This window comes from Fibrobacter sp. UWCM (assembly GCF_900129735.1).
In the GTDB taxonomy this organism is placed as follows: domain Bacteria; phylum Fibrobacterota; class Fibrobacteria; order Fibrobacterales; family Fibrobacteraceae; genus Fibrobacter.
Genome location: NZ_FQWR01000006.1, coordinates 52,511 through 77,558, shown reverse-complemented (window position 1 = coordinate 77,558; position 25,048 = coordinate 52,511). Strand labels below are relative to the sequence as shown.

The 25,048-nt window shown below is 54.5% G+C and carries 18 protein-coding genes; 15 read left to right on the top strand and 3 right to left on the bottom strand.

Annotation, left to right across the window (positions count from 1 at the left end; all coding sequences use genetic code 11):
- The first annotated feature begins 186 nt into the window (after positions 1–186).
- Both purL and BUB22_RS05690 read left to right on the top strand, forming a co-directional pair.
- The gene (gene purL / locus BUB22_RS05695) at positions 187–4,062 is read left to right on the top strand and encodes a phosphoribosylformylglycinamidine synthase (protein ID WP_073114304.1); all 3,876 of its coding nucleotides are present in this window, start codon (positions 187–189) and stop codon (positions 4,060–4,062) included.
- A 51-nt stretch (positions 4,063–4,113) separates the two neighbouring features.
- Positions 4,114–5,271 (top strand): fibrobacter succinogenes major paralogous domain-containing protein, encoded by a 1,158-nt coding sequence (locus BUB22_RS05690; protein ID WP_083535408.1) that lies wholly within the window; start codon positions 4,114–4,116, stop codon positions 5,269–5,271.
- 139 nt (positions 5,272–5,410) lie between these two features.
- Here the strand turns inward: BUB22_RS05690 and BUB22_RS05685 are convergent, their stop codons facing one another.
- Positions 5,411–6,010: a TIGR01440 family protein gene (locus tag BUB22_RS05685; protein WP_073114302.1), complete on the bottom strand. Its 600-nt coding sequence runs from the start codon at positions 6,008–6,010 to the stop codon at positions 5,411–5,413.
- Between the two features lie 198 nt (positions 6,011–6,208).
- Positions 6,209–8,044: a glutamine-hydrolyzing GMP synthase gene (guaA, locus tag BUB22_RS05680; RefSeq protein WP_073114301.1), complete on the bottom strand. Its 1,836-nt coding sequence runs from the start codon at positions 8,042–8,044 to the stop codon at positions 6,209–6,211.
- Positions 8,045–8,171: 127 nt separating this feature from the next.
- Between guaA and BUB22_RS05675 the strand changes: the two genes are divergently transcribed.
- The 8 genes from BUB22_RS05675 (at position 8,172) to BUB22_RS05640 (ending at position 15,261) form a co-directional block, all read left to right on the top strand.
- On the top strand, positions 8,172–9,647 hold the full coding sequence (locus tag BUB22_RS05675) for a PEGA domain-containing protein (protein ID WP_139258760.1): 1,476 nt from the start codon (positions 8,172–8,174) through the stop codon (positions 9,645–9,647).
- Positions 9,648–9,841: 194 nt separating this feature from the next.
- A complete protein-coding gene (locus tag BUB22_RS05670; protein WP_073114299.1) occupies positions 9,842–11,428 on the top strand; it encodes an FISUMP domain-containing protein in 1,587 nt (528 codons plus the stop codon).
- A gap of 63 nt (positions 11,429–11,491) precedes the next feature.
- Positions 11,492–11,791 (top strand): DUF7724 family protein, encoded by a 300-nt coding sequence (locus BUB22_RS05665; RefSeq protein ID WP_073114298.1) that lies wholly within the window; start codon positions 11,492–11,494, stop codon positions 11,789–11,791.
- Positions 11,784–12,017: a DUF7723 family protein gene (locus BUB22_RS05660; protein WP_073114297.1), complete on the top strand. Its 234-nt coding sequence runs from the start codon at positions 11,784–11,786 to the stop codon at positions 12,015–12,017. The genes BUB22_RS05665 and BUB22_RS05660 overlap by 8 nt, the downstream gene beginning before the upstream one ends.
- Positions 12,010–12,291 carry a DUF4160 domain-containing protein gene (locus BUB22_RS05655; protein ID WP_073114296.1) on the top strand — a complete coding sequence of 94 codons (282 nt, stop codon included), beginning with the start codon at positions 12,010–12,012 and terminating at the stop codon, positions 12,289–12,291. The genes BUB22_RS05660 and BUB22_RS05655 overlap by 8 nt, the downstream gene beginning before the upstream one ends.
- A 2-nt stretch (positions 12,292–12,293) precedes the next feature.
- Complete coding sequence (gene pth, locus BUB22_RS05650) at positions 12,294–12,848, top strand: aminoacyl-tRNA hydrolase (protein WP_073114295.1); 555 nt, start codon at positions 12,294–12,296, stop codon at positions 12,846–12,848.
- 125 nt (positions 12,849–12,973) lie between these two features.
- Positions 12,974–14,431, top strand: a complete 1,458-nt coding sequence (guaB, locus tag BUB22_RS05645) for an IMP dehydrogenase (protein ID WP_073114294.1) — start codon at positions 12,974–12,976, stop codon at positions 14,429–14,431.
- Between the two features lie 149 nt (positions 14,432–14,580).
- Positions 14,581–15,261, top strand: a complete 681-nt coding sequence (locus BUB22_RS05640; RefSeq protein ID WP_073114366.1) for a hypothetical protein — start codon at positions 14,581–14,583, stop codon at positions 15,259–15,261.
- Between the two features lie 78 nt (positions 15,262–15,339).
- Here BUB22_RS05640 and BUB22_RS05635 read toward each other — a convergent pair whose 3' ends face one another.
- Positions 15,340–15,567: a hypothetical protein gene (locus BUB22_RS05635; protein ID WP_139258758.1), complete on the bottom strand. Its 228-nt coding sequence runs from the start codon at positions 15,565–15,567 to the stop codon at positions 15,340–15,342.
- Between the two features lie 197 nt (positions 15,568–15,764).
- Here BUB22_RS05635 and BUB22_RS05630 point away from each other — a divergent pair, with 197 nt between their 5' ends.
- The 5 genes from BUB22_RS05630 (at position 15,765) to BUB22_RS05610 (ending at position 24,969) form a co-directional block, all read left to right on the top strand.
- Positions 15,765–18,089, top strand: coding sequence for a hypothetical protein (locus BUB22_RS05630; protein WP_073114292.1), 2,325 nt, complete (start codon positions 15,765–15,767; stop codon positions 18,087–18,089).
- A gap of 38 nt (positions 18,090–18,127) precedes the next feature.
- A complete protein-coding gene (locus tag BUB22_RS05625; RefSeq protein ID WP_073114291.1) occupies positions 18,128–18,919 on the top strand; it encodes an inositol monophosphatase family protein in 792 nt (263 codons plus the stop codon).
- 80 nt (positions 18,920–18,999) lie between these two features.
- Positions 19,000–20,754 (top strand): glycoside hydrolase family 9 protein, encoded by a 1,755-nt coding sequence (locus BUB22_RS05620; RefSeq protein ID WP_139258756.1) that lies wholly within the window; start codon positions 19,000–19,002, stop codon positions 20,752–20,754.
- 189 nt (positions 20,755–20,943) lie between these two features.
- Positions 20,944–21,681, top strand: coding sequence for a DsbA family protein (locus BUB22_RS05615; RefSeq protein ID WP_073114289.1), 738 nt, complete (start codon positions 20,944–20,946; stop codon positions 21,679–21,681).
- A gap of 102 nt (positions 21,682–21,783) precedes the next feature.
- Positions 21,784–24,969: a carbohydrate binding domain-containing protein gene (locus BUB22_RS05610; protein ID WP_073114288.1), complete on the top strand. Its 3,186-nt coding sequence runs from the start codon at positions 21,784–21,786 to the stop codon at positions 24,967–24,969.
- The last annotated feature ends 79 nt before the right edge of the window (positions 24,970–25,048 follow it).

Below are 25,048 nucleotides of genomic sequence, written 5' to 3'. Positions count from 1 at the left end.
TCATTGCACTAAGCGCAAGACAGCTGCGGTTACGAAATATCAAAACGAGTTTTGCTGCTTCGTAACCTTGCGTGTCATTCTGGAGGGCGAAGCCGTCCTGGAGCGAAGCGATAGGATAGAATCACGGGGTTCGTCCCGCATGAAATTTCTATCTTTACGGCGTAAAAATTTAAACCGAGGTTTATAATGCTCATTCTTCGTGGTACGCCGGCTCTGTCGGATTTCCGTCTCCAGAAACTTTCTTCCGATTTCAAGAGCGCAGGCCTTTTTGTCGCTTCCGTTTACGCTGAATTCCTGCATGTGGTGGACCTGTCCGCCGACCTGACCGATGCAGAAACTGAAACGCTCAAGAAGGTGCTTCACTACGGTCCGGCCCGCGAACCCAAGGCTCTCGAAGGCGAACTCTTTGTGGTGTGCCCGCGTCCGGGTACCATCAGCCCGTGGAGCTCCAAGGCGACCGATATCGCTCACATCTGCGGCCTCCCGGCCATCAAGCGCATCGAACGCGCTATTGCCTACTATGTAAAGTTTGAAGGTGCTGCTCCGGCTGGCGCCCGTGAGAAAATCTCCGCCAAGATTCACGACCGCATGACCCAGGCCGTGTTTGCCGACACCGCCTCCTTGGAAGTCCTCTTTAGCAAGGAAGAACCGCGTCCGCTGAACGTGATTCCGGTGCTCGACCAGGGCCGCGACGCCCTCGTGAAGGCCGACAAGGAAATGGGCCTCGCTCTCTCTCCGGATGAAATCGATTACCTGGTGAAGAACTTCACCGAGCTCAAGCGCAACCCGACCGACGTGGAACTCTACATGTTCGCGCAGGCCAACTCGGAGCACTGCCGCCACAAGGTGTTTGGTGCCGAATGGACCATCGACGGCGTGAAGCAGGACAAGTCCCTGTTCCAGATGATCAAGAACACCTACCAGCTCCACAACTCGAACATTTTTAGCGCGTACAAGGACAACGCCGCCGTGATGAAGGGCGCTGTCGCTGGCCGCTACTACGCCGACCCGCGTACGAACAAGTACGACTTCCACAATGAAGAAGTCGATATCCTGATGAAGGTCGAGACCCACAACCACCCGACGGCGATTTCTCCGTTCCCGGGAGCCGCTACTGGTAGTGGTGGCGAAATCCGCGACGAAGGTGCCACGGGTAAGGGTAGTAAGCCGAAGGCCGGCCTCACGGGCTTTAGCGTTTCGAACTTGAAACTGCCGGGTGCAGTCCAACCTTGGGAAAAGGACTTCGGAAGCCCGTCCCGCATTGCGTCTGCCCTCGACATCATGATCGAAGGCCCGCTCGGTGGCGCTGCGTTCAACAACGAATACGGCCGTCCGAACATCCTCGGTTACTTCCGCACTTTCGAACAGGAAGTCGATGCCCAGAACGGCAAGGAAGTCCGCGGTTACCATAAGCCGATTATGTTGGCTGGCGGTCTCGGCAACATCAAGCATGAACATATCGAAAAGGGCCACATCGATCCGGGTGACCACCTGATTGTGCTCGGCGGTCCGGCGATGCTCATTGGTCTCGGTGGCGGTGCAGCCAGCTCCGTGCAGAATGGTGCCGGTAATGAATCTTTGGACTTCGCGTCTGTGCAGCGCGAAAACCCCGAAATGGAACGCCGCTGCCAGGAAGTCATCGACCGCTGCTGGGCGATGGACGAAGAAAACCCGATTACCTTTATTCACGACGTGGGTGCAGGTGGACTTTCCAATGCCTTCCCGGAACTGGTGAACGATGGCGGCCTCGGCGGTAAGTTTGAACTGCGCAATGTTCCCAACGACGAACCGGGCATGAGCCCGTTCGAAATCTGGAGTAACGAATCTCAGGAACGCTATGTGATTGCAATCGCCGGCGACAAGCTCGATGTGTTCGATGCAATCTGTAAGCGTGAACGCTGCCCGTACGCTGTGGTGGGCGAGGCTATCCCTGAAAAGCACCTGACCCTTACCGACAAGCACTTCGGTACGACTCCGATTGACATGCCGCTCGGCGTGCTCCTCGGCAAGCCGCCCCGCATGATCCGTAACGAAAAGAGCCAGAAGCGTCCGCTCAATTCCACGGTGGTTCCGGCCGATGCAACTATCAAGGACGTGGCTCACCGCGTGCTTGCGAACCCGACCGTCGCCGACAAGACGTTCCTCATTTCTATCGGTGACCGTAGCGTGACGGGTATGATTTGCCGCGACCAGATGGTTGGCCCGTGGCAGGTGCCTGTCGCCGACTGCGCCGTGACCAGTGCAACGCTCGATACTTACGAAGGTGAAGTCATGAGCATGGGCGAACGCGCTCCGGTTGCCTTGATTTCTCCGGCTGCCGCTGCCCGCATGACGGTGGCTGAATCCCTCACCAACATGGCTGCCGCTTGCGTGCCTGATATGGGTCGCGTGAACTTGTCTGCTAACTGGATGGCTACGCCGAACTACGAAGGCGACGGCGCTGACCTTTACGAAGCCGTGAAGTCTATCGGTATGGAACTCTGCCCGGATCTCGGCATTACGATTCCGGTGGGCAAGGACTCTATGAGCATGAGCACCGTGTGGTCAGATGCTCAGGGTAGCCACCGCGTGACCGCTCCGATTTCTCTGGTGATTAGTGCATTTGCTCCGTGCGCTGACGTGCGCAAGACGCTCACCCCGCAGCTCTTGCAATGCAAGGATTCGACCCTCGTTCTCGTGGACCTCGCTCGCGGTAAGAACCGCATGGGTGCTTCCATTGCCGCTCAGGTTTACTGCAACCTCGGTGAGAAGGCTCCGGATGTTGATTCCGCTAAGGAACTCCGCGCCTTCTTCGAAACAATCCAGAAGCTCAATGCGGCAGGCAAGATTATGGCCTACCACGACAAGAGCGATGGCGGTCTCTACACGACGCTTGCCGAAATGGCATTTGCAGGCCACGTGGGCGTGACGGTGAAGGCCGACGCCCTCAAGGGCAACCTCATCGACGCCCTCTTCAACGAAGAACTCGGTGCCGTGCTCCAGGTGAAGAATGCCGACCTCGCTGCTGTTAAGGCTGCTTTCGAAGCCGTCGGCCTGGGCGACATGATTTCTGAAATTGCAACGCTCAACGATACTTACAACCTGGTCATCGGCGACTACGCCGAAGGCCTCTCGGATCTCCGCGCCATCTGGAGCGACACGACCCGCCGCATCGCGGCCCTCCGCGATAACCCGGATTGCGCCGAAAGCGAATACAAGCTCAAGCTGGAACAGGACAATCCGGGTATCACGCCGAAGGTCACCTTCGACGTGGCGGCGTCCGCCAAGATTGTGAAGGACTACGCAAGCCGCCCGAAGATGGCAATCCTCCGTGAACAGGGCGTCAACGGCGAACTTGAAATGGCTGCTGCCTTCCAGAAGGCCGGCTTCGAATCCATCGACGTCCACATGACCGACATTCTCGAAGGTCGTGTAAGCCTCAAGGACTTCAACGGTCTCGTGGCTTGCGGTGGCTTCAGCTACGGTGACGTTCTCGGTGCCGGCGAAGGCTGGGCCAAGAGCATCCTCTTCAACCCGAAGGCCCGTGCCGAATTCGAGGCTTACTTCAACCGCAAGGACACCTTCACGCTCGGCGTCTGCAACGGTTGCCAGATGGTCTCTAACCTCAAGGACTTGATTCCGGGCGCCAAGCACTGGCCGCGCTTTGTGCAGAACCTCTCCGAACGCTTCGAGGCCCGCTTCTGCACGCTCAAGGTCGAAGACACTCCGGCCGTGCTCCTCAAGGGCATGGCAGGCTCCGTGCTCCCGATTGCGGTCGCACACGGCGAAGGCCGCGCGGAATTCGCTAGCCGCGAAGCCGCCGAAGCCTGCCTGAAGACCGGTCTCGTGGCGCTCCGTTACGTGGACGGCAAGCACGAATACACCGAACGCTATCCGCTGAACCCCAACGGCTCTCCGTTCGGCATCAACGGCCTCTGCTCCGAAGACGGCCGCGCCCTCGTGATGATGCCGCACCCCGAACGCGTGTTCCGTACCTGCCAGTACTCCTGGCACCCGGCAGAATGGGGCGAAGACGGCCCGTGGATGCAGTTGTTCCGCAATGGACGCATTTTTGTCGGCTAATTTGTCCCAAAGCGCCCTTTTCGGATAATTTGTGCTTATATTTGTGACGTTATGAGAGCGATAGTATCATTTGTCCTGTTGTTGAGCATTCATTCGTTTGCGGCGTTTGTCGCCGTCCTCGAGACGGTATCTATCGACAAGGCGATTACGCCCGCGGAATGCCGCTTCTTGACCGATGAATTGCGCGCTCAGGCGGGTGCTGCCCTGCCGTCGTACATGAACTACACCATCATGACGCGCGAGAACATCAACGTGATGTTGCCTCCGGGCAAGTCCATCGAGGATTGCGAAGGGAGCTGCATTGCGGAGACGGGCAGGAACATCGCTGCAGACTATGTGGCTCAGGCACGCGTGGGGAGGTTCGAGGACCGCCTTACGCTCACGGTGGAACTCTACGCGACGGGTACGGGCAACCTCATCGGCAGTTTTACCGCCATGCAGACTACCGCAGTTGACCTGTGGAACAGCATCAAGGCTGATGCAAAGTCGATGTTTGCCAAGGTGCAGAACGTTATGCCTGCGCCGGCTGCTGCCGCCGAAAAGCCCCAGTCGGAATGGGAAACGTCCCCGCTGAAGAACGGCGACGTTGAACCGCGCGACCCTTCGAAACCTTTCGTCAAGAAGTACATCAAGGATCCTCGCGACGGGAGAACGTACAAAGTTGTCGTTATCGGTAAGAAGGCGTGGATGGCCGAAAACCTCCGCTACGATGCTCCCGGGAGCGAATGTCACAGTTCCGACGATGCAGCCTGCAGGCTGTATGGCCGCTATTACACGTGGGCCCAGGCGCTCAATATTGATCCGAATTGCAATTCCAAGACGTGCGCTGTAAAGAAGAGCATGTTTATCAAAGGCATTTGCCCGGCAGGGTGGCACATTCCCTCGATTATCGAATGGCAGAACCTTTCCAAGTATGTACAGGGTAAGGCGAAGGGCAACGCTTCGCTGGTGCTCAAGTCTGATTACGGCTGGAAAAAGAATAACGGCACGAACGAATCCAGGTTCAATGCCGTTCCTGCCGGCTATCGTTTCGGTAGTGGCAACTTCATGGATCTGGGTAAAACTGCTCGCTTCTGGTCCACTGCCGACCTGGGCGCAGTCGAGGCCGTCAGCTGGGAAGTGACGGACGATTTCAACAACGCCGGCATGACCTATCACGAAGATTACAAGGTGAACGAACTCAGCGTCCGCTGCGTCTCCGACGAGTAATTGTCATCCCCGGTTTAGTCGGGGATCCTTATAGTCATTTTGAAATCTGTCACCCTGGAGCCTCGAAGAGGCGATAGGGTCCACTCTGTATGTCATCCCCGGCGCCTGTCCTCGCTTGACGGGGATGACCGGGGATCTTTTAAAATTTCGGATACCCGTCTTTTAGGCTCTCATCGTAATGCGCGCGTTCGCCGCCGATAAATTTCGGGCGCGTGCGTGCTGCAATCAGGATTGCCTTGCCGATATGCGTCTGCTGCATGTGTACAGGAACGGCGACTTCCTTCAGGTGCATACCGATGAGCGTTCCGCCGATATCGAGGCCAGCGTCGGCCTTGATATGCTCGATGGCGACCGGATGCTCGAATGCGCTGTAGCAGGCCGTAGCAAAAGAACCGCCCGCCTTGGGTTGCGGAACAACGTTCACGATTTCGGCAAACGGGACAGCTGCGTGCTCGACGATGATGGCGCGGTTCAGGTGTTCGCAGCACTGCGCCGCGATGAAGATGCCCTGCGGCTTGAAAACGGACTGTAAACCTTCGAAAATCGCCTTGCCGACTTCGGGCACGGAATGGCTACCGATGTCGTTTCCGAGCGTGGAACTCGTGCTGCAACCGATAACCACAATATTGCCCGCCGTGAGGTGAGCCTTTTCTACAAGTTCCTTGGCGGCGTTCATCGCGTCGTTACGAATCTGTTCGACAACGTTCTTGTCGTCTATCTCGTATGTAATGCCTGCCATATCTTACCTCATTGTCATTACCATCTGTCATTCTGGAGCGCGTAGCGCGATAGAATCCATGGACCCTATCGCATCGGCCTGCAGCCTCGCTCCAGGGTGACTGTTGGGCTTACTCCCACGGCGCTTTCACGTTGTTCAAGCGCGTGTTCACGCGGCTCGGTCATGACAAAAAGCAAGCTTTTTGTCGCGACTCTCGCCTTATTCCCACTCAATAGTTCCAGGAGGCTTGTGGGTCACGTCGTACCACAGCGAGCCGGCGCCTTCTGCTTCGAACTTGCGCCAGAGTCCGGCCAGCATTCCCTGGTCGATTTCGGCGAAGTTTGCCGTCATGGCTTCGGTGGAATTCACCGGGCGCATCACGATGCAGGGCTTGCCCGCCGTGCGGAGCGGAACGAGCACCACGGGCATCTGCCAAATCTTTTCGTACAGGTCGTTTGCCTGCAGGAATTCGGTGCAGATGTTGTCGAACTTGCGGAGCGTATCGAAGTTTTCGCGAGTGGCGAACTGCTCGACGAGCTTCGGATCATCGTCGGCCACGCTACCAATCTGGTAAATCACGCGGTTGATGGCCTTGAAGCGGTTCGCAAGTTCGGTGGAGAACTTTTCGCAGTCCTTCCAGGAGAGACCCGGAGTGGTAATGAGGAACGGCTGCGCGTAGGTACGGCCGTCGCCCTGCACGCCCACGCTCTTGATGGGGAGCAGGCGGCCAGCGATGTTGTTCGCCTTCAGGTAGTCGGCGAGGGACTGGCCTGATGTGTCGCGAACATCATCGAACTTCACCATATCGTCGGTGAGCTTGCCTTCGCTGCAGAGCAGGCGAACGCCGAGGCCCGGACCCGGGAACGGGTGACGCCACACTAAGTTGTGGGGAATGCCCAGTTCTTCGCCGAGGGCGCGGACTTCGTCCTTGTACAGGTCGGCGAGGGGTTCCAAGACGAGGCCCTTTTCCATGAGGTCCAAAACTTCTTGCACGCGGTTGTGGTGCGTCTTGATCTTGTCAGCGTTCTTGGTGCCGCCGCTTTCGATGGTGTCGGGGTAGATGGTGCCCTGAGCCATCATCCACTGGTTCGGATCGAGGTTGAGCTTCGCCATTTCCTCGTCCTTCACCGTCAAGAATTCCTTACCGATGATTCCGCGCTTGGTTTCGGGCGCGGTCACGCCCTTGAGCTTAGCGAGGAAGTGTTCGCTGGCGTCGCGGACCTTGAGGTTGTTCATCCCCTCGGCCTTCAAGAATTCCATAATCTTCTGGGATTCGCCGAGGCGCATCATGCCGTTATCCACGTGCAGGCCCAAGACCTTTTCCGGTCCGAGCACGCGGTTCAAGAGCACGAATGCGACGGTGGAATCCACGCCGCCAGACACGAGCAAGAAGACCTTGCGGTCCTTGACCTGGTCTTTGATTCTCTGCGTGATGAGCGGCAAATAGCTCTTCATGTTCCAAGTCTTCTTTGCGCCGGTGAAGTCCACGAAGTTTTCGAGCAACTTCATGCCGAACTTGCTGTGCGTGACTTCGGGGTGGAACTGGATGCCGAAAATCTGGCGTTCGGGCTTGTCGCTGTCGAAGGCGACGGCGGCTATTTCGCAGTCCTTGGTGCTGGCCACAATCTTGTAACCTTCGGGGAGCTTGGTGACCTGGTCGCCGTGGCTCATCCACATGGGGCTGGCCTTCGGGAGACCCTTCAGAATCGGGCAGTTCTCGTCGCCCACGATGAGGTCGGCGATGCCGTATTCCTTCACCTTGCCCGGTTCCACGTGACCGCCCAGCTGCTGGGCGATGAGCTGGTGACCGTAGCAGATGCCGAGCTTCGGTACCGGGAGGTTCAAGATTTCGGGATTGTATTCCGGTGCGTCGGCAGCGTACACGCTACTGGGGCCGCCACTGTAGATGATTCCCTTCACGCCTTCGAGTTCGCTGACGGGAGCGGCGGGGGAATGGATTTCGGTAAACACGCCCAGGCGGCGCACGCGGTTAGCAATCAGGTGGGCGTACTGCCCGCCAAAGTCCAAAACTGCAATAGTATCGACGTTCTTCATACACCGCAAAGATAGAAAAATGCAGGGGGGTATTGTTTTTGATGTAAAAAAAAGTTATTTATATGCTTATATTATCCGTGTCGCCTTTTGCCAGGAGCCTAACATCGTGAACCGGGTCTTAAAAATTTTGTTTCTCGCTCTGTTGCTGACGGGCGTTTCTTTTGCGAAGTTTGTCGCTGTTCTTGAGACCGTGGCCGACAGCAAGGATATCCTGACCCTTTCGGAGCGCCAGTACCTCACCAACATGCTTCGCGAGCAGGCGGTGCAGGAACTCCCTGCCGAACTCAACTTTACCATCATGACCCGCGAGAACATCATGATGATGCTCCCTCCGGGCAAGTCCATCGAGGATTGTGAGGGCAGTTGCCTTGCCGAAACGGGCAAGAACATTGCCGCCGACTATGTGGCGCAGGCACGCATCGGCAAGGTGGGCTCGAATATTTCCATCAGCGCAGAACTGTACGAGACTGCGGGCAGCAAGTTGGTCGCGAGTTTCAACGGGCTCGGTGCCGACGTGAATGCGCTTATGGAAGTTATCAAGACGAAGTCTCCGGAATTTTTCCGCAAGGCGCGCGGCGGCGCGACAGGTATTGTGCGTACGGGTTTTGACGGCGCGGGCAACCAGACGTTTGTCGTGAACGTAACGACGAACCCGCAAGGCGCGGCTTTGAGTATAGACGGCCGTCCGGTGCGGCAGTGCACGGCGACTCCGTGCCAGGTCATGGTAGATGCGGGCGAACACCGCTTTGTTGCGGTCTTGGACCATCACGAAGATGCGGAAGGCTTGTTCTCGATTAGCGGGGACGGTCAGGAAGTTTCGCTCGACCTCGTGCCGCGTTATGGTACGCTCACGCTTGACCTCGCGTTCCCGGCGGGCGGTACCTACGAAGAACTGAAAATCAAGGTCGACGGTGAACTGGTGCCTGCGGCAAATAAGGTTTTGATGGACCCGGGAACACGCTCGGTGGAAATTGCGCACCGCTGCTACAATCCGGTGTCTTTCAAGGTAGGCGTGTTCCGTGACAAGGAAGAGGTGTTCAAGGAATCGCTGAAGCCCTTGATGGGCGGGCTTTCGCTCAAGGCGCGTTCTGCCTCGGGCGAGGGACATAGTTTGTCTGTACTCGTGAACGGCGAGAAGGTCGGCATGACTCCGTTTACGGGGAGCGTCCCGGTCTGCGCGAAGATTGCGGTCGTTGACGATGCGGGCGAACATCCCCTTGATGTGAAAATCGAGCAGGGGCAGGTAGCTCAGTTTGAATATGTGGAACCCGCAAAGGAAACTGCGGTCGCGGATGCCGTTGCGACCCAGCCGGAAGTAGACTCTCCGCAGCCGGGTGAAAGCGTTCCCACGAACGTGGAACAGCCCGAGAAGAGTTCGCATCTGGGGCTCAAGATTACGTTCGGTGTAGCCTCGCTGTTGGGGTTCGGCGCCGCTATCGCTGGTGAAATCGGCGCGAAACATTTCAGGGACAAGGAACCCGATGGCGAGACATCGTATAAAAATCGCCTTGATACCATTGATGGGTTTGAAAAAATGCGTGGTGCTGGTTTGATTCTCGGTGGTGTTGGACTTGTCGCCTTTGGCCTCACGTTCGTGTTCTAGGGGAGGGATATATGATGTTTGATAGAAGAAACTTCGCATCGTCATCCTCGCGACTTGTGCTGCCTGCACTGAGCTATGTCGAAGTGAGCTTTGCCGAAGCAAGGCGAGGATTTACCCCTGCATCGTCATCCTGGAGGAACGTCGCGACGATAGGATCCATCCCCGCGTCGTCATCCTCGCGTAGGCGAGGATCTATGCCTTTCGTATTCGCTCTCGTCGCATTCCTCCTCTCGGCCTGTACCAGTTACTACGAGGAATTCGAGGATGAATATGGCTACGGCAAGAGCAGCAAGGGCTATGAATTCAACGGCACGACGTTGACGGATCTACGCGATGAACATACCTACAATGTTGTCAAGGTAGGGAACCTCTACTGGATGTTAGACAACGTTGCCTACAAGTTCTACCGCAACCATGACGAAGAGGACAAGGCGGATTGCCCGAGACCTAGCGAGAGGACTTGCGTTGAAACGGGATTCCTTTACCCTGGCACAAAACTGGATTACGTGTGCCCGAACGGCTGGCGTTTGCCTAGCTACGAAGAATGGGAAGAGTTCTACAATTCCTCGGCTTTTAGGAACTATTCGCTTGTCAATGACGTGTATAAGGGGTATATGAGTGGAGACCGGTCCTTGAACAAGGATGGAGAAGCAGCCTATTTCTGGACCAATGACGAGGAAGACGGCAATCATTATAGGAAATGCGTTTCGTTCACTCCGGAGAGTGGCTCGTTCCAAATTGCAGGACCTTGCCACGAACAGTGGAAACTCGCCGTGCGCTGTGTGCTGGATGCAGATGAAGCGAATGTGGTGCCTTCCAGTTCGGAGCAAAATGCTGTAGAAAAAGACTTTGATTGTTCCGTGACCGACGGCGTAAAGGTTGTTTACCCCGAAGGCGGCGAGACGTTTGCATTAGGCGAAGTTGTCTCGGTTGTTTTCGGCTCCGATTTGAAAGGAGGTTTCGGTATTGAACTTCGTTCTTCAGATGGCTTAAAGAAGGTCGACTTGCTTGATGGGAATGTTGCATCCGCTGTTACTGATGGTAAAACGTGCAATGTTTATGATGTTGTTCTTGATGCTTCATATGGTGTTTGGACTACTGAAGCAACGAGTGCTGATAAACCTTTCATAAATGTCTATTCGTATCTTAATCCTTCAAAAATGGATAGAACGGGCTCGTTTGATATTAAATTCTTTGAATCAGAAAGTTCAGAAAACACAGAAACTGTGTTGATTGACCCATGCAAAACGGGTACAGAAGATTCGTGCTTATATGATTCGTTTACTGATGAACGCGATGGACAAACGTATAAAATGGTTCTTGTTGGCAAAACTCTTTGGATGGCAGAAAACCTCAGGTACGAAAAAACGGGGGGATGCTACGGTGAAAACGCTTCAATGTGTGATGAGTACGGCAGTCTTTATTCGTGGAAAAATGCAGTAACGAGTTGCCCCACCGGATGGCGTCTTCCGACAAAGGAAGATTTTGAATCTCTTATGTCATCAATCGGGGGAATTGATGTTGCGGGAGCAAAATTGATGGCCCAAGAGGGCTGGAAAAACGGCAATGGTACCGATGAATATGGCTTAACTATGTTACCTGGCGGTTTATTTGATGGTGGCGCATTTTCTTTTGCAGGCGAGAGGGCTTACTTTTGGACTTCTACAGAATACAATTCTTCTGTTGCCTACTCGATGGCATTGTTAGGGGAAGAAAATGCGTACTTGAATTTGAGTGATAAAAATTCAGGATTCTCGGTTCGTTGTGTTTTTGATAGATGATTTTGGGAAAAACATTTCCTAATTTTGAGCCATGTACATTATCGTCGGTCTCGGAAGCATTTGATGAATACTCAATGTGAAAACAAATCTCTAAACAATGTAGCGTTTCTCTATAACGAGGGCGCTTATACCTTGTTTAGTTTCGGTTCTGAGACAATCAAGTTTATTGCGCCTTATTCGCTTGTAAAATATGAAAAGGTTACCACCTGGGATAATGGCTACATAGTTGTTATGACTAGGTATAAACATAGCGAAGATCTGATAGAGGAATACATTGACCTTGTCCCTGTGTTAAAAGATTTGTATATTGACCCTGATAAGTTTCTTGCGCCAATAAAGAAAGTGGAGGTGAAGTATGGTTGATGTCGAATCTATTGCCAATGATGCTGAAGTGATAATTTGTGGATTCGCCTTTTTAAAGAAGGATGAGTTTATTAAAATTGTTGATTTGAATAATGCTCATGGAGTTGCCGTATTAAAAAAGGATGGCTCCTTGATTGAAACGAATATGGATGCGATTGAACTTAATATTGCGCGTGGCTATCTGTCAAATGCTCTTGAGTATATGAATGAGGCGGCTTATGCCTAAATTCTTTAACTTTAAGGTAGCCGGATATTTTCTTTATTTTACATCGATGTGTATTGTTGAGTGCATGCATGCACATGCTAGTGACGGTAAGCTCACTGAAGCGGGCTCTGCAAAATTTTTTGTTAGAGAGAACGGAGATACTATCGTTCAGAATAAAGGTGTTTTGAATGATCGAGACGTTTTGAAAATACAGAAGTTTATCAAAGAACATTACAAAGAGATGTATTTACTTTGGAAACAGTTTGGCGGGGAAGATTTTTATAAAGGCAATTAGCCATGTACATTATCGTAGGTCTCGGAAATCCTGGTACTCAGTACTCTAATACGCATCACAACGCGGGCTTTATGGCGGTCGAAAAGCTTGCTGACCCGAACAAGGACTGGAAGAGCGAACACAAGGCGCTCACCATGAAGGTGAACATTGCGGGCGAGGAATGCCTGCTTGCTAAACCGCAGACCTACATGAACCTCTCTGGCGAGGCCGTGCAGGCCCTGATGACCTGGTACAAGGTAAAAGTGGACCACCTGCTGGTTTTCAGCGACGACATTAATTTGGACGTAGGCCGCATCCGTTGCCGCAAGGATGGCAGTCACGGAGGCCAGAACGGGCTTAGGAACATCATCGAGCACGTGGGCGACAAGTTCCCGCGCATCCGCTTTGGCGTGGGCAAGTGCCCCCCGAAATTTGACCTCTCCAACTGGGTCTTGGCGAAGTTCTCGCCCGAGGACCGCCCGGTCTTTGAAGAGGCTATCGCGAAAGTTCCGGCTCTCGTGGAATGCTACTTCAAGTTCGGCATCGAAAAGTGCATGGAACGCTACAATGGGAAATGACTCGTAGAGTCATCCTGAGGCTGAAAGCCGAGGGATCCAATGGCGTTTTCTTGCTACAAAATGCGTCTTTTTTTTGTCGGACCCGTGACATTTTTGCTATATTCTATGCGCAAAAGAGGTAATTTATGAAACTTTTGCCAGAAGCTTTGACGTTTGACGACGTCCTCCTTGTTCCCGCTGAATCTTCTGTCTTGCCGGCCCAGACCGACGTGAGCACACAGCTCGCTCCGAATATCAAGCTGAACATTCCTATCATCAGTGCCGCCATGGATACCGTGACGACGGCTCCCTTGGCTATTTCGCTCGCCCTGCAGGGTGGTCTTGGCATCATCCACAAGAACATGTCTATTGAAGACCAGGCCGAAGAAGTTCGCAAGGTCAAGCGGTGGCAGTCCGGTATCGTTGTGAACCCGGTGACGCTCGATGCCGACCAGCCGGTCTCCGCTGCTTTTGAACTCCGCGCCCGCAACAAGGTGAGCGGCTTCCCGATTCTTTCGAAGGGCAAGCTTGTGGGCATGCTCACGAGCCGCGACCTCCGTACCGTGAGCGACATGAACGTGAAGATCAGTTCCGTGATGACGAAGAACCCGGTGACGGCTAGCCCGAAGGTGAGCCTTGCCAAGGCGAAGGAAATCCTCGCCGAAAAGCGTATCGAAAAGCTCCCGCTGGTGGACGCTTCCGGTGCCTTGAAGGGCCTCATTACGATGACGGACATCTTGAAGCGCGAAAACAACCCGAACGCTAGCCTTGACAAGAACGGCCAGTTGCTCGTCGGTGCCGCTGTCAGCACTTCCGCCAATACGCTTGAACGCGTCGCCGCCCTCGTGGATGCCGGCGTTGACCTGTTGATTATCGATACGGCTCACGGCCACCACATCGGTGTGCGCAACATGGTAAAGACCGTTCGCAAGAAATATCCGAAGCTCACGATTTGCGCCGGTAACGTTTGTACGCCGGAAGCTGTCGAAGAACTCGCCAAGTGCGGTGCGAACATCGTCAAGGTGGGTATCGGTCCTGGTTCTATTTGCACGACTCGTATCGTGGCCGGTGTCGGTTACCCGCAGTTCTCCGCTGTCGTGGAATGCGGCAAGATGGCCCGCAAGGTCGGCGTGAAGATTATCGCTGACGGTGGCCTCAAGTTCTCTGGCGACATCGTGAAGGCTCTCGCTGCTGGCGGTCACGCTGTGATGGTGGGCTCTCTCTTTGCCGGTACCGAAGAAGCTCCGGGCGAAGTCATCCTCGCTGATGGCCGTAGCTACAAGAGCTACCGTGGCATGGGCTCTCTCGGCGCCATGAAGGCTGGCTCTGCTGACCGTTACTTCCAGGGTGGCGTCCAGGAACCGCGCAAGTTCGTTCCGGAAGGCATCGAAGGCCGTGTTCCGTACAAGGGACCGCTCCGCGACACCGTTTACCAGCTGATTGGCGGTATCCACTCTGCCATGGGTTATGCCGGTGCTGCTAACCTCGAAGAACTCTACAAGAAGGCAACGTTTGTCCGTATTACGGGCGCAGGTCTCCGCGAATCTCATCCGCACGATGTGACCATCACGAAGGAAGCCCCGAACTACCATACGGGCGACTAAATTGTCTTGTGTCATCCTGAACGGAGGCGTAAGCCGAAGTGAATGGATCTCCTTTAAAAATGGCCTCCAGAAAATATCCGGGGGCATTACTTTTGTAGACAAACTATAGTTCGAATTTTATATTGAGGATAAACGAAAAGGAGATTTTTATGGGGTTTATTAAGCTTGCTTTCTTGTCTATACTTGCGGGGGTACTCTTTACGGCGTGTGCTGCCCCGCGCTATTACATTGATGCGGAGTGGAAAAGCATGCCGAAAGCCACTACGGCAAAGGTTGTATTTGCAAAGCCTACGGTTGCCAATCCCGACGACTTGAAAGACGATTTGCCCGAATACGTGGATAACTTTGCCAAGTGGTTCGGCCCGCAGATGAAAGATTACCTGAATGCGGAAACACGAAATCAAATCAAGTTCTCCATGAAGCAGGTGCAGCCGGGGGATATCTCTTACACAAAGCAAAAATTGGGTAACGAGGACTTCGATACGCCTGCGTTCGCGAATATGGAGGACAATGTCGATTTGTACATCGTCGTGTCCGATATCTGGCTTGGTCGCGATACCGAGGTACACCGCTACGAGGCGGGTACTGTGCAGGCGAGGTCGATGGACCCCTTGGGAATGAATCCAATGGGAGGCTCGTATTCCACCAACGTGTTTATGTCAAAATGTAAGTATGCCTTCTACGATGCCAAGACGAAGAAACTTCTGGGCTATGGCCATGCCGAAGGCTCTATGGGGTATACGTTTGCCGTTTCTAAGGGTGATTGGGAAGGTGCGGTGCGCAGTATGGTTGTGAACCTTGCCTGGAATACTCCGATTGTAAGTTGGTAAAAAGGGCGCTCCGGGATTAACAAAAAAAGGCCTGTCCATTCGGACGGGCCTTTTTGCAAATACACGGGAAGGTGCGGGTTACATGTCCCAGCAGTCCTCGAATTCTTCCTTGAAGATTCCTGCGTCCTTCGCCTGCTGCACCTTGACTTCGGTAACTTCCTTGTCGAGGTCGCAATGCCTCTGGGTGTCTTCTGTCGTCCTATAGCAGTAGGCGGGTTTCTGGCAGGCCTTGGCGGAATTGCTGTCACCGCATGCGGCGAGCATGAGCGCTGCGATGGCGAGTGCGGGTATCATAAGTCTCTTCATAAACATCCTCTTTTTTCTCTAATTTACATTTTATTGTGACGTAGCGTACATTTTTTCCTGAAAAAATTTACTTTATTCTTCAAAAAGCGTCTTTTAGGAGCATATAATGCGAGAAATTCCTTTTTTCTGAGGTTTTCGGCGCGTTTCTTGGCGTGCTTTTGGGGCTCATCAAGCGCATTTTGCTAAATTCATATACGATGAAACAGTATTTTTCAAGACTGCTCCTGCTTTTTGCGTTCTGTATTTTGGCGGTGTCGTGTTCCGACGAGGATGAAGGGACCGAATTCCTGTTTGACCGCGAAATCATGGAACTGAGCGTAATCCAGGGGTGTGCCGACGAAAACGACACTTCTGCGTGTTTTAGCGTCCGTTACCGTTTGCCCATCGACAGGGAAGACTTTGCCTACATTCATGTTTGGATAGATACGACCGTCGTGGACGATACCTCGAAGGCGGTTTCTTCGAAGCAGATTGACAAGGCGACCAAGTCCATAGACTATTCTTCGGGTACCGAGCGTGTTTACGATACGCTTGACTTGACTGAGCTGGTCAAGGACTATGTGGACCAGGGGTACGATAGCGTGCAGGTGGCCCTGTTCTGCGAGTACACCGATGGCGACCCCGGTTCCGTACAGCGCGTGTTCCTGCATTTTGGTGACGACATTCCGCCTTCGCGGGTGACGGTGTACGATTCCGTGTGGACGACAGGCGCTCTTTTTGAATGGTACCGCCCGACTGACCAGACCAACTTCTACAAGCCGATGTTCCTTTCGGGGATGATTGTCGGTTACAACGTGGTTATCTGGTCTTCGGACAAGGACGAGGACCTGCGCGACCTGAAGATTACGCTGACCGGCCCCGACGGGGTGGATTCTACCGGTTCGACCTACTACACGCGGCATTCCAGGATTCGTGCAAGCTCTGATTCCGTGTGGTTCGATTCCGTTTCGCACGGCGATAACGTGAAGAACTACCTGCGCATTTCCATTACCGACGGGAAGGGCTTTGATTTCGATGCCGATTCGCTGAACCGGTTCCGCATGGTGATCGAGGGGCTCAAGTCCATGTCGGAATACACGATTGGCATTTCGGCCTGGGATTCCGTGGGCAATTCCTCGGGAACGGAAGGCCTTTCTACGGTCGAGACGAACCAGCTGTTCCTGACTACGGATTCCGTTGCGCCCGTAATGCCTACGCGCCTCTACTTTATGGAGGATTCTCTGTTCCCGGGAATGGCACGGCTCGATAGCAACAACCGCCTGCGTATTTTCTGGAGCAGGGGAGTGGACCCCTACAAGGTGGACCACCCGATTGAATCCGATACGGTCGTGCTGATTCCGGATACGTGCCTGTTCACGCTGTGTTACGATACGGTCGCGGTCTATGTCGTGGAACATTACGACGTGAACTTGAAGGAGTGGAAGGAATATGGCTATGCGGGTGGTTCGGGCCGCTTCAACAAGCTTTACGCGGTCGATGGCGATACCATGACGGTGTCCGCGACGGGAACTTTCGTGACCGATACTATCCGCTGGGTTTCCCCGGGCGATACGATTATTTTCCGCATCCGTGCGAAGGACAAGTCCGGGTATTACTCGACGGCGCTTATCGACACCATTGCGGTTTCTCCCGGCAAGCTTGCATCCGAGATGGAATGCCCCGAAGGCTTTGTGCCTGTTTCTACGGGCGATTCGGCCAGCTTCTGCATGGAGAAGTTTGAACACAGGAACGATTCGGGCGAGTTCGTCTACAACGTGCTCCATTCCGAGGCAGTTGCCGCGTGCGAGGGCGTTTCGGCAAGCGGGTTCACCGTCAGCCTGTGCAAGGAACGCGACTGGGAACTGGTTTGCCTTTCGGGCGGTTCGCTTTCGTACGGCGTGCTGAACGAACTCGACATAGATGCGAGCGAATACCTGTTCAGCTACTGCAACGTGGGCACGAACGATTCTGCTTCTGCGGCGGATGTCTCGAAGCGCGATTACCGGTGCGTAAACCCGATGGGTGTACGCGACATGCCGGGCCAGTACCAGGAATGGGTCATTGGCAGGTCCGAAGATACGGTTGCCGTAGCGAAGGGTTCTAGCTACAAGATTTATAGTGGGCTTGACCGAGAATCGCTTGCGCTGTGCACGAACCGTTCGTACCCGTATTTCACGAGGCCCGCCTTCACTACCGATTCCGTGTACCTGTACCGCGAGGGCTCGAAGGTCGATACCGTGTTTGCTGCCGATACATCGCGCACGCTCTACAAGGTGCTTTCGCAGAAGGATTTCACGGACAGCCTGCAGTTCTTTACCGTGCAGGATTCTTCGGGCAATACCATCGGCGAGGACTACGCGCTGTACTCCGAGTACAAGAAGGGTGGCGACGCGTGGCTCGACACGCTGGGCAACGGCCTGAAGTATGTTCCCTCCGAAGTCAAGGTGGTGTTCCTCACGGGCGAGAAGGTGCGTTACCGCGAGGCCGCTGCATTCTACAAGTCCCCGACTATCGGCTTCCGCTGCTGCGCCTACCCGGAGTAGAGCGCCTGCCGACAGCCAACTAAGTTTTGCCCACTAAAATGCAAGAATCCCAAAATTTCCTTTCCGTTGCCGAAACGCTTGCCAGGCGCGCCGGCGACCTCTGCCTTGAAATCCAGCAGGATTTGGGCGAAATTCACTACAAGTCCAAGAAAGATGTTGTTACCCGCGCCGATATTGCAAGCGAAAAGCTGATTGTCGAGGGAATCCGGAAGGCTTTCCCCACGCATTCTATTCGCACGGAAGAGGCGGGCGTCATCGAGGGCTCGGACCCGCGCTACCTGTGGATTATCGACCCGGTGGACGGCACTGTGAATTTTAGCCGCGGGATTCCGCTCTGGGGTATCTCCATCGCGCTCCATTTTGAGGGCAAGCCTCTGGTGGCGGCGGTAAACCTCCCCAAGCTGGGCGAGCTCTATACGGCCAGCAAGGGCGGGGGTGCCTTCATGAACGGGAAGGCGATTCACGTGAGTCGCGAGAGCGATTCCGTTCACGCAATCGTGAGCAACGGCGATTTCAATGTGGGCGATGTGCAAAAGATAAACGAGCAGAATTCCCGCAACTTTGCCCGCGAGGCGGTTGCCTTCGAGCGCGTCAAGTGCCTGGGTTCTGCCGTCATCGAGGGCTGTTTTACGGCCTGCGGGCGCATAGACTGCTTCGTGATGACCATGAGTTACCCGTGGGATATCGGGGCGATTGCCCTGCTGGTAGAGGAAGCGGGCGGGAAATCTACCCGCATTGACGGCAAACCGCTTGAATTCGTGGATGCCGAGCAGGCGATTTTCACGAATGGCCTGCTTCATGAGACGCTGGTCACGACTTTGGCCGTGTAAACAATCTTTTCGTGTGATTTTTCGCTAAAAAATCTTATATTGTTGCCCGGTGGGTGTGGGTGTACCTTACCGGAGAACACATGAATTGTAGAAAAGTTATTGTTTCGGCCCTCTCCCTGATGGCCTTTATACCCTCTGCCGGTCTTGCGGCGCTCAGCACAGACGATTACATCGAAGCGGCCTGGATGACTACGCGTTTCTTTGGCGCACAGCGTTCTGGTGAGGGCCCGAACTGGATCCTCGACGGCACCAATTATACGAAGAGTTTCACGAAGGACAGCTACAACGGCAAGGATGTTTCGGGTGGCTGGTTCGACTGTGGCGACCACGTGATGTATGGCCAGTCGCAGGGCTATGCCTCCTACATTCTGGCACTCAGCTATGCCGAATTCACCAAGGGCTTTTACGACCTTTATACAGGCGACTATTCCGACTACAAGGAAAGCAAGGACTACACGCGCAAGGGCGGCAAGCCCAACGAGGTCCGTGACCTGCTCGAGGAACTCCGCTACGAGGCTGACTTCTGGGTGAAGGCCGCTATCAGCAGCTCTGCTTTTGTTACGGTGAAGGGCGACGGCAATGCCGACCACACCAAGTGGGTCACTGCGGGCAAGATGAGCACGCTTGGCCAGGGCGAGGGCGGTGAACCCCGCTATGTCAAGGGCGATGCCAACGACGGCTTTACTCCGGGTATGGCGGCAGCAATGCTTGCCGTGATGGCGCGCGTCGACCCCGACGAAGCCAACAAGAAAAAGTATCTTGAGGCGGCAAAGACAGCCTATTCCTACGCCAAGTCGCACAAGGGTGTCACGAACTCCGGCGGATTCTATGAATCCAGCTGGTGGGATGGTCGCTGGAAGGATGGTCCGTTCCTCGCCGCGCTCGAACTGTACCGCACGACGGAAGATGAGAAATACAAGACCGAAGCCGACGAATGGTTCTTCGACCTCGATTTTAGTTCGGGCAGCTACACGCGCCTCAACTACTCGAACGCCGTCCCGCTTTCCGTGGTGATGGGTGAGGGCGTGTTCCACTGGGCGCCTTCCTCGGGTTCCTTCTACGATGCGGAACAGTTCCTCGACAACATCTACAAGAAGAAGGCGAAGAACGATATCTTCATGGGCGAAACCGGCGGTGGCGGCTCTTTCTCCGTGCGTTCTCCGGCGGGTGGCGCTTTCCTGTATGCGCTCATGTCCAATTTCTACGGCGAAACCAAGTTCGATGACATTATCGAGAAGAACGTCGCTTACCTGCTTGGTGACAACAGCAACAAGAAGTCCTATGTGGTCGGGTTTACCAAGAACGGCGCGAATGCCCCGAAGTCCCCGCACCATCGCGGGTACTACGGCAACGAGGATACGGGCCGCGAGGTGGATTCCGGACTCCAGCCGCCCGAAAAGAACAAGCTGCTAGGTGGCCTTATCGCGGGAGACTTTAACAGCGGGAGCCACAACGGGACTGTTTCTGCCTGGAACGTGAACGAGGTCTGCGTCGATATGAACGCGCCTCTCGTGGGTGCGCTCGGGTACATCCTCAGCAAGAAGGCGCCCGTCACTATGCCTGGCGAGGAAGAAAAGCCGGATACGGTAGACGTGGTGCCGGTGGTGGCGAAGGCTCCCGATTTTTCGCTTGTCCAGAACGGCTCTACCATCACGCTTTCGGGTATGGACGCTTCTGCATTTGACGTGCAGGTGTTCGACCTCGCCGGCAAGATGGTTGAACAGTTCAAGGGCCTGCAGGGCACGGCGACGCTTTCGCTCCGCGCGAAGGGTGTGCTCCAGGTTCGCGTAATTTCTGCAAAATCGCGCCATACCTTCATGGTGAAGTCTTTGTAAAATTTCAGTAAGGTTTTTTGGATTGCGGGGCGTATTTTTTACCCCCGCTTTTTTTGTAAATACAAACAGCCTTCTACCTGCTAAGATCAGCCAATTAAGTTCTGCCTTCTGCCAACTATTTTATATATTTCAATCAAAATGCGGGCGGACTTCGCCCGTTGGATGGTTTATTCAACTAAAAGGAAAAACATGAAACGTATCTCTATCGTCGCTATGGCAGTTCTTGCCGCTAGTTTCGTCGCCTGCAACCAGGCCTCTGCCGGTGGTTCTTTCAACCAGCAGGCCCGCATCGACTCCCTCGAAAAGAAGGTGACCGAAATGGAGGCAAACATGGAAGTTGTTGCCTACATTCTCGAAAAGCGTGCAGGCATGTCTCTCGAGGATGCCAAGAAAGAAATGGAAGAGGCCAACAAGGTCTGGGATATCCCCGTTGACGACAGCCCGGTTTTCGGCAACACCAAGGATCCGAAGCTCACGATTGTTGAATTCACCGAATTCCAGTGCCCGTACTGCTCCCGCATCGCTCCTGTGATGAAGGAACTCAACGAGAAGTACCCGGACAAGATCAAGTTCGTCTACAAGCATTTCCCGCTCAGCTTCCACAGCAACGCCAAGGCCGCTGCCGCGTCCTCCATCGCTGCCCAGAAGCAGGGCAAGTTCTGGGAATACCGCTACGCCCTCGCTCCGCATAGCCGCGAACTCTCCGATTCCGTCTATATCGCAGTTGCTACCGAAATCGGCCTCGATATCGAGAAGTTCAAGAAGGACATGGTCCTCGACTCTGCCATGGAAGCACGCATTGACAAGGACTTCCAGTTGGGCGTGAAGGTCGGCGTGCAGGGTACCCCGAACTTCTACATCAACGGCAAGCGTCAGGACCGCTTCAGCCCGGACCTCGTGGAAAAACTCCTCAAGGAAGCCAAGTAGTGTTTTCAGGTGTACACGCTTAAACGTCTAGGCGTGTGCCCTTTTTCGCATTAAGAGTTTAAATTTAAAGCAAAAAATCAAACAACAAACAAGGAACGACATATGATTAAGCAAACATTGAAAGTCGCGTCTGTCATCCTCCTGGGTGTAAGCGTGGCTGCAATGGCTCAGCCGAAGAAGCCGAAGACGGTCGTCTACAAGTTCTTCGACGAGCAGTACCGTCCGGGTGGTTTCGACTACGCCTACGGTGGCTCTAGCAAGGGCATCACCATCACGAAGGATGGCGGTTACAAGTCCAAGGCTGCCCTGAACATCAAGCTGGACCCGAAGGAATACTCCGGTGCTTCCGTCTGCTTGTACAACGAATTCTTCGACCTGAACAAGTACATGCTTGATTCCAAGGTCGAATTCATGATCAAGGGCAAGAAGGGCGGCGAAGCCGTGAAGATTGGCCTCCTTGACGAAGAAGTTTCTGACGGCAAGAAAACTCAGGTCGTGCTCCCGATGAACAAGTACATCGAGGGCGGTGCCGTTACGACGGATTGGAAGAAGGTTTCCATTCCTCTCGTGGACTTCCCGGACCGCGGTCTCTACTGGGACAACACCCGCAAGTCTGAATTCCCGGCCCGTATCGACTGGGACAAGATTGCAGAAATCCGCTTCTCCATCGACAAGAGCGGCGCATCTGATTTCGAAATCTGGGTGGACAACATCGAAATCGTGAAGGGCAACAAGAAGGCTGCCCCGAAGAAGCAGATTGTTTACTGGGATGAAAACAACGACGTCATCGACGGCCCGAAGAACCCCGAAAAGCTCGACGGCAAGGTCAAGCCGGTGGCTAACGGTACGTTCTACTCCGACGGCCTCAAGGGCTTCAGCTACAGCTATGGTGGCCTTTCTGCCCAGCGTGAAGCTCAGTCCAAGACCCCGGGCAACAAGAACGTGCTCGCCCTCTACATCGATAACAACGACTGGTCCGGCGTGACCTACTCGCTCGGTGAAGGTAAGTACATCGACCTTTCCAAGGTCCGCAACAAGGGCGGTCTCTACTTCTGGATTAAGGGTAAGCTCGGCGGCGAAAAGGTGTACGTCGGTATCCTCGACAACCAGGGCAACGACATCAAGAGCCAGACCAAGGTCAGCCTGAACGACTGGATTGCTGGCGCGAAGGTCGGCACCGACTGGAAGCTCGTGAAGATTCCTCTGAAGAAGTTCGTCGACAAGGGTAAGGCTTGGGATGCTAACAAGCAGGCCGAAGTCGCCAAGGACGTGCAGTGGAACAAGATTCAGGAAATCCGCTTCTCTGTTGGCAAGGGTGAAAATCAGGGCGAACCGGGCAAGCCGGCTCCTGTGACCATCTTTGTGGACCAGATCACCTTCACCGAAACCATCGACTGGGTTGACCCGGATATCAAGTGGGACAACTGGAAGTCCAAGGCTCCGGACCTGGTTATCTCCGACTTCGAAGGCAAGTTTGCCAAGGACAAGTGGGAACCGTCTTTCGGCCCGAAGTCCAAGGCCGAAATCGAGATGCCGTACAAGAGCTCCAAGCTCGATGGCAACTCCCTCTTCATCAAGCACTTCGAAATGTCTGACTGGGTGGACTTCGTTCTCGACTTCACCAAGAACACTGCTGCTCACGACGCCAAGCTCCGCGACTGGACCAACCACTGGGGCATTATGTTCGACGTCTACTCTGAACGTGCATGGCAGTCCATCACGGTCCAGATCGGTGACGCCGGCAACGAGCTCTTCGTGTCCAACACCGGTGTGCCGCGCGGCCGTACCACTGTGATTGTTCCGTTCCGCACCTTCAGCAAGTTCCCGTACTACCAGCCGCCTAACGCCAAGGAAAACGGCGTGTTCGACCTCAAGAACGTCGTTTCTCTTGACTTCAAACCGGGTGGAGAAGGTTCTAACGGCTCCTTCGAAATCGACAACATCAAGCTCACCAACCAGCGCGAAGTCAAGGCTGCCGCTCGTCCGGCTGTCGTGAAGGTCGACGTGAAGGGTACTGGCGACGTTATCAACCCGAACATCTCGGGCGGCCTCTTCGGTATCAACGCTGCCCTCTGGGATGGCGACATGCTTGACAATCCGAAGTTCAAGGTCCAGACCCGCGACTTCGTGAAGCGCATCAACCACGGCATCATCCGTTACCCGGGTGGTCTCCGTGCCGATGACGACCACTGGAAGGAAATTCTCGACAACCACGACTGGATGGTCGATACCGACGAATTCCTCGAATGGCTCAAGAAGACTGGCTCCAACGCCATGTTCACTGTCAACTTCGGTTCCGGCACCGAACAGGAAGCCGCTGCCTGGGTGAAGCACACCAACATCGACAAGAAGGCCGGCATCAAGTACTGGGAAATCGGTAACGAAGTCTACGGTAACTGGCACCCGTACTACGAAAAGTACGGTAAGGACGGCGGTACCATCTATGGTAAGCGCGCTCGCAAGTTTATCGAGGCCATGAAGAAGGTTGACCCGACCATCAAGGTGGCGGTGCTCGGCGTTCTCGACGGTCAGTGGAACGACAACGTGCTCAAGGAAACTGGTGACATTGCCGATGGTATCATCGTTCACCACTACCCGCAGCACTTCGGTGAAGAAAACGACTTCGCCATGCTCAGCGCCCCGCAGGACCTCGTGCCTATCTACAGCCGCCTGCACAAGCTCGTGGACAAGTGGACCAAGCACTTCAATAAGGACAAGAAGTTCGAACTCTGGCTCACCGAATGGAACTCCGTGGACTTCAACCCGGGTCCGCAGACCATCGCTCTCGAAAACGGCCTGTTCGTTGCTGACTACCTCGCTATGCTTGCCACCGAAAACGTGGACAACGCACAGTACTGGGATATCCACAACGACATCACTCCGGAAGGCGGTGACTACGGTTACCTGACCCGTTCTGCAGAAGACTGCATGAACTGCCCGCGCCCGAGTTACTGGGCATTCCAGATGGCTTCTGACGCTCTCCGCGGCAAGCTCCTCAAGACCGTGATTACCGGTGACAAGGAATCGCTCATCACGACCTACTACACCGAAAACGGCAAGAAGAAGAGCCTCCTCGTGATCAACAAGAGCCCGTACAGCGACTACGAACTCAAGCTCGACATTCCGGGCTTCAAGGGCAAGGCCACTGTCCAGACGCTTGACAAGAGCTCCGAAAAGCTCAAGGAAGGCTGGGCGAACGATCCGTCCAAGAAGGCCAAGAAGGGTGTTGACGTGAGCAAGCCGATCAAGGTCGGCAAGCGCACCATCACGCTCATCACGATTGAGTAAGATGTCATCCTGGAGGCCAACGGCCGATAGGATCCATTAAGAAAAGAAACTCGCCTCGCCGGAAATCCCGGCGGGGCTC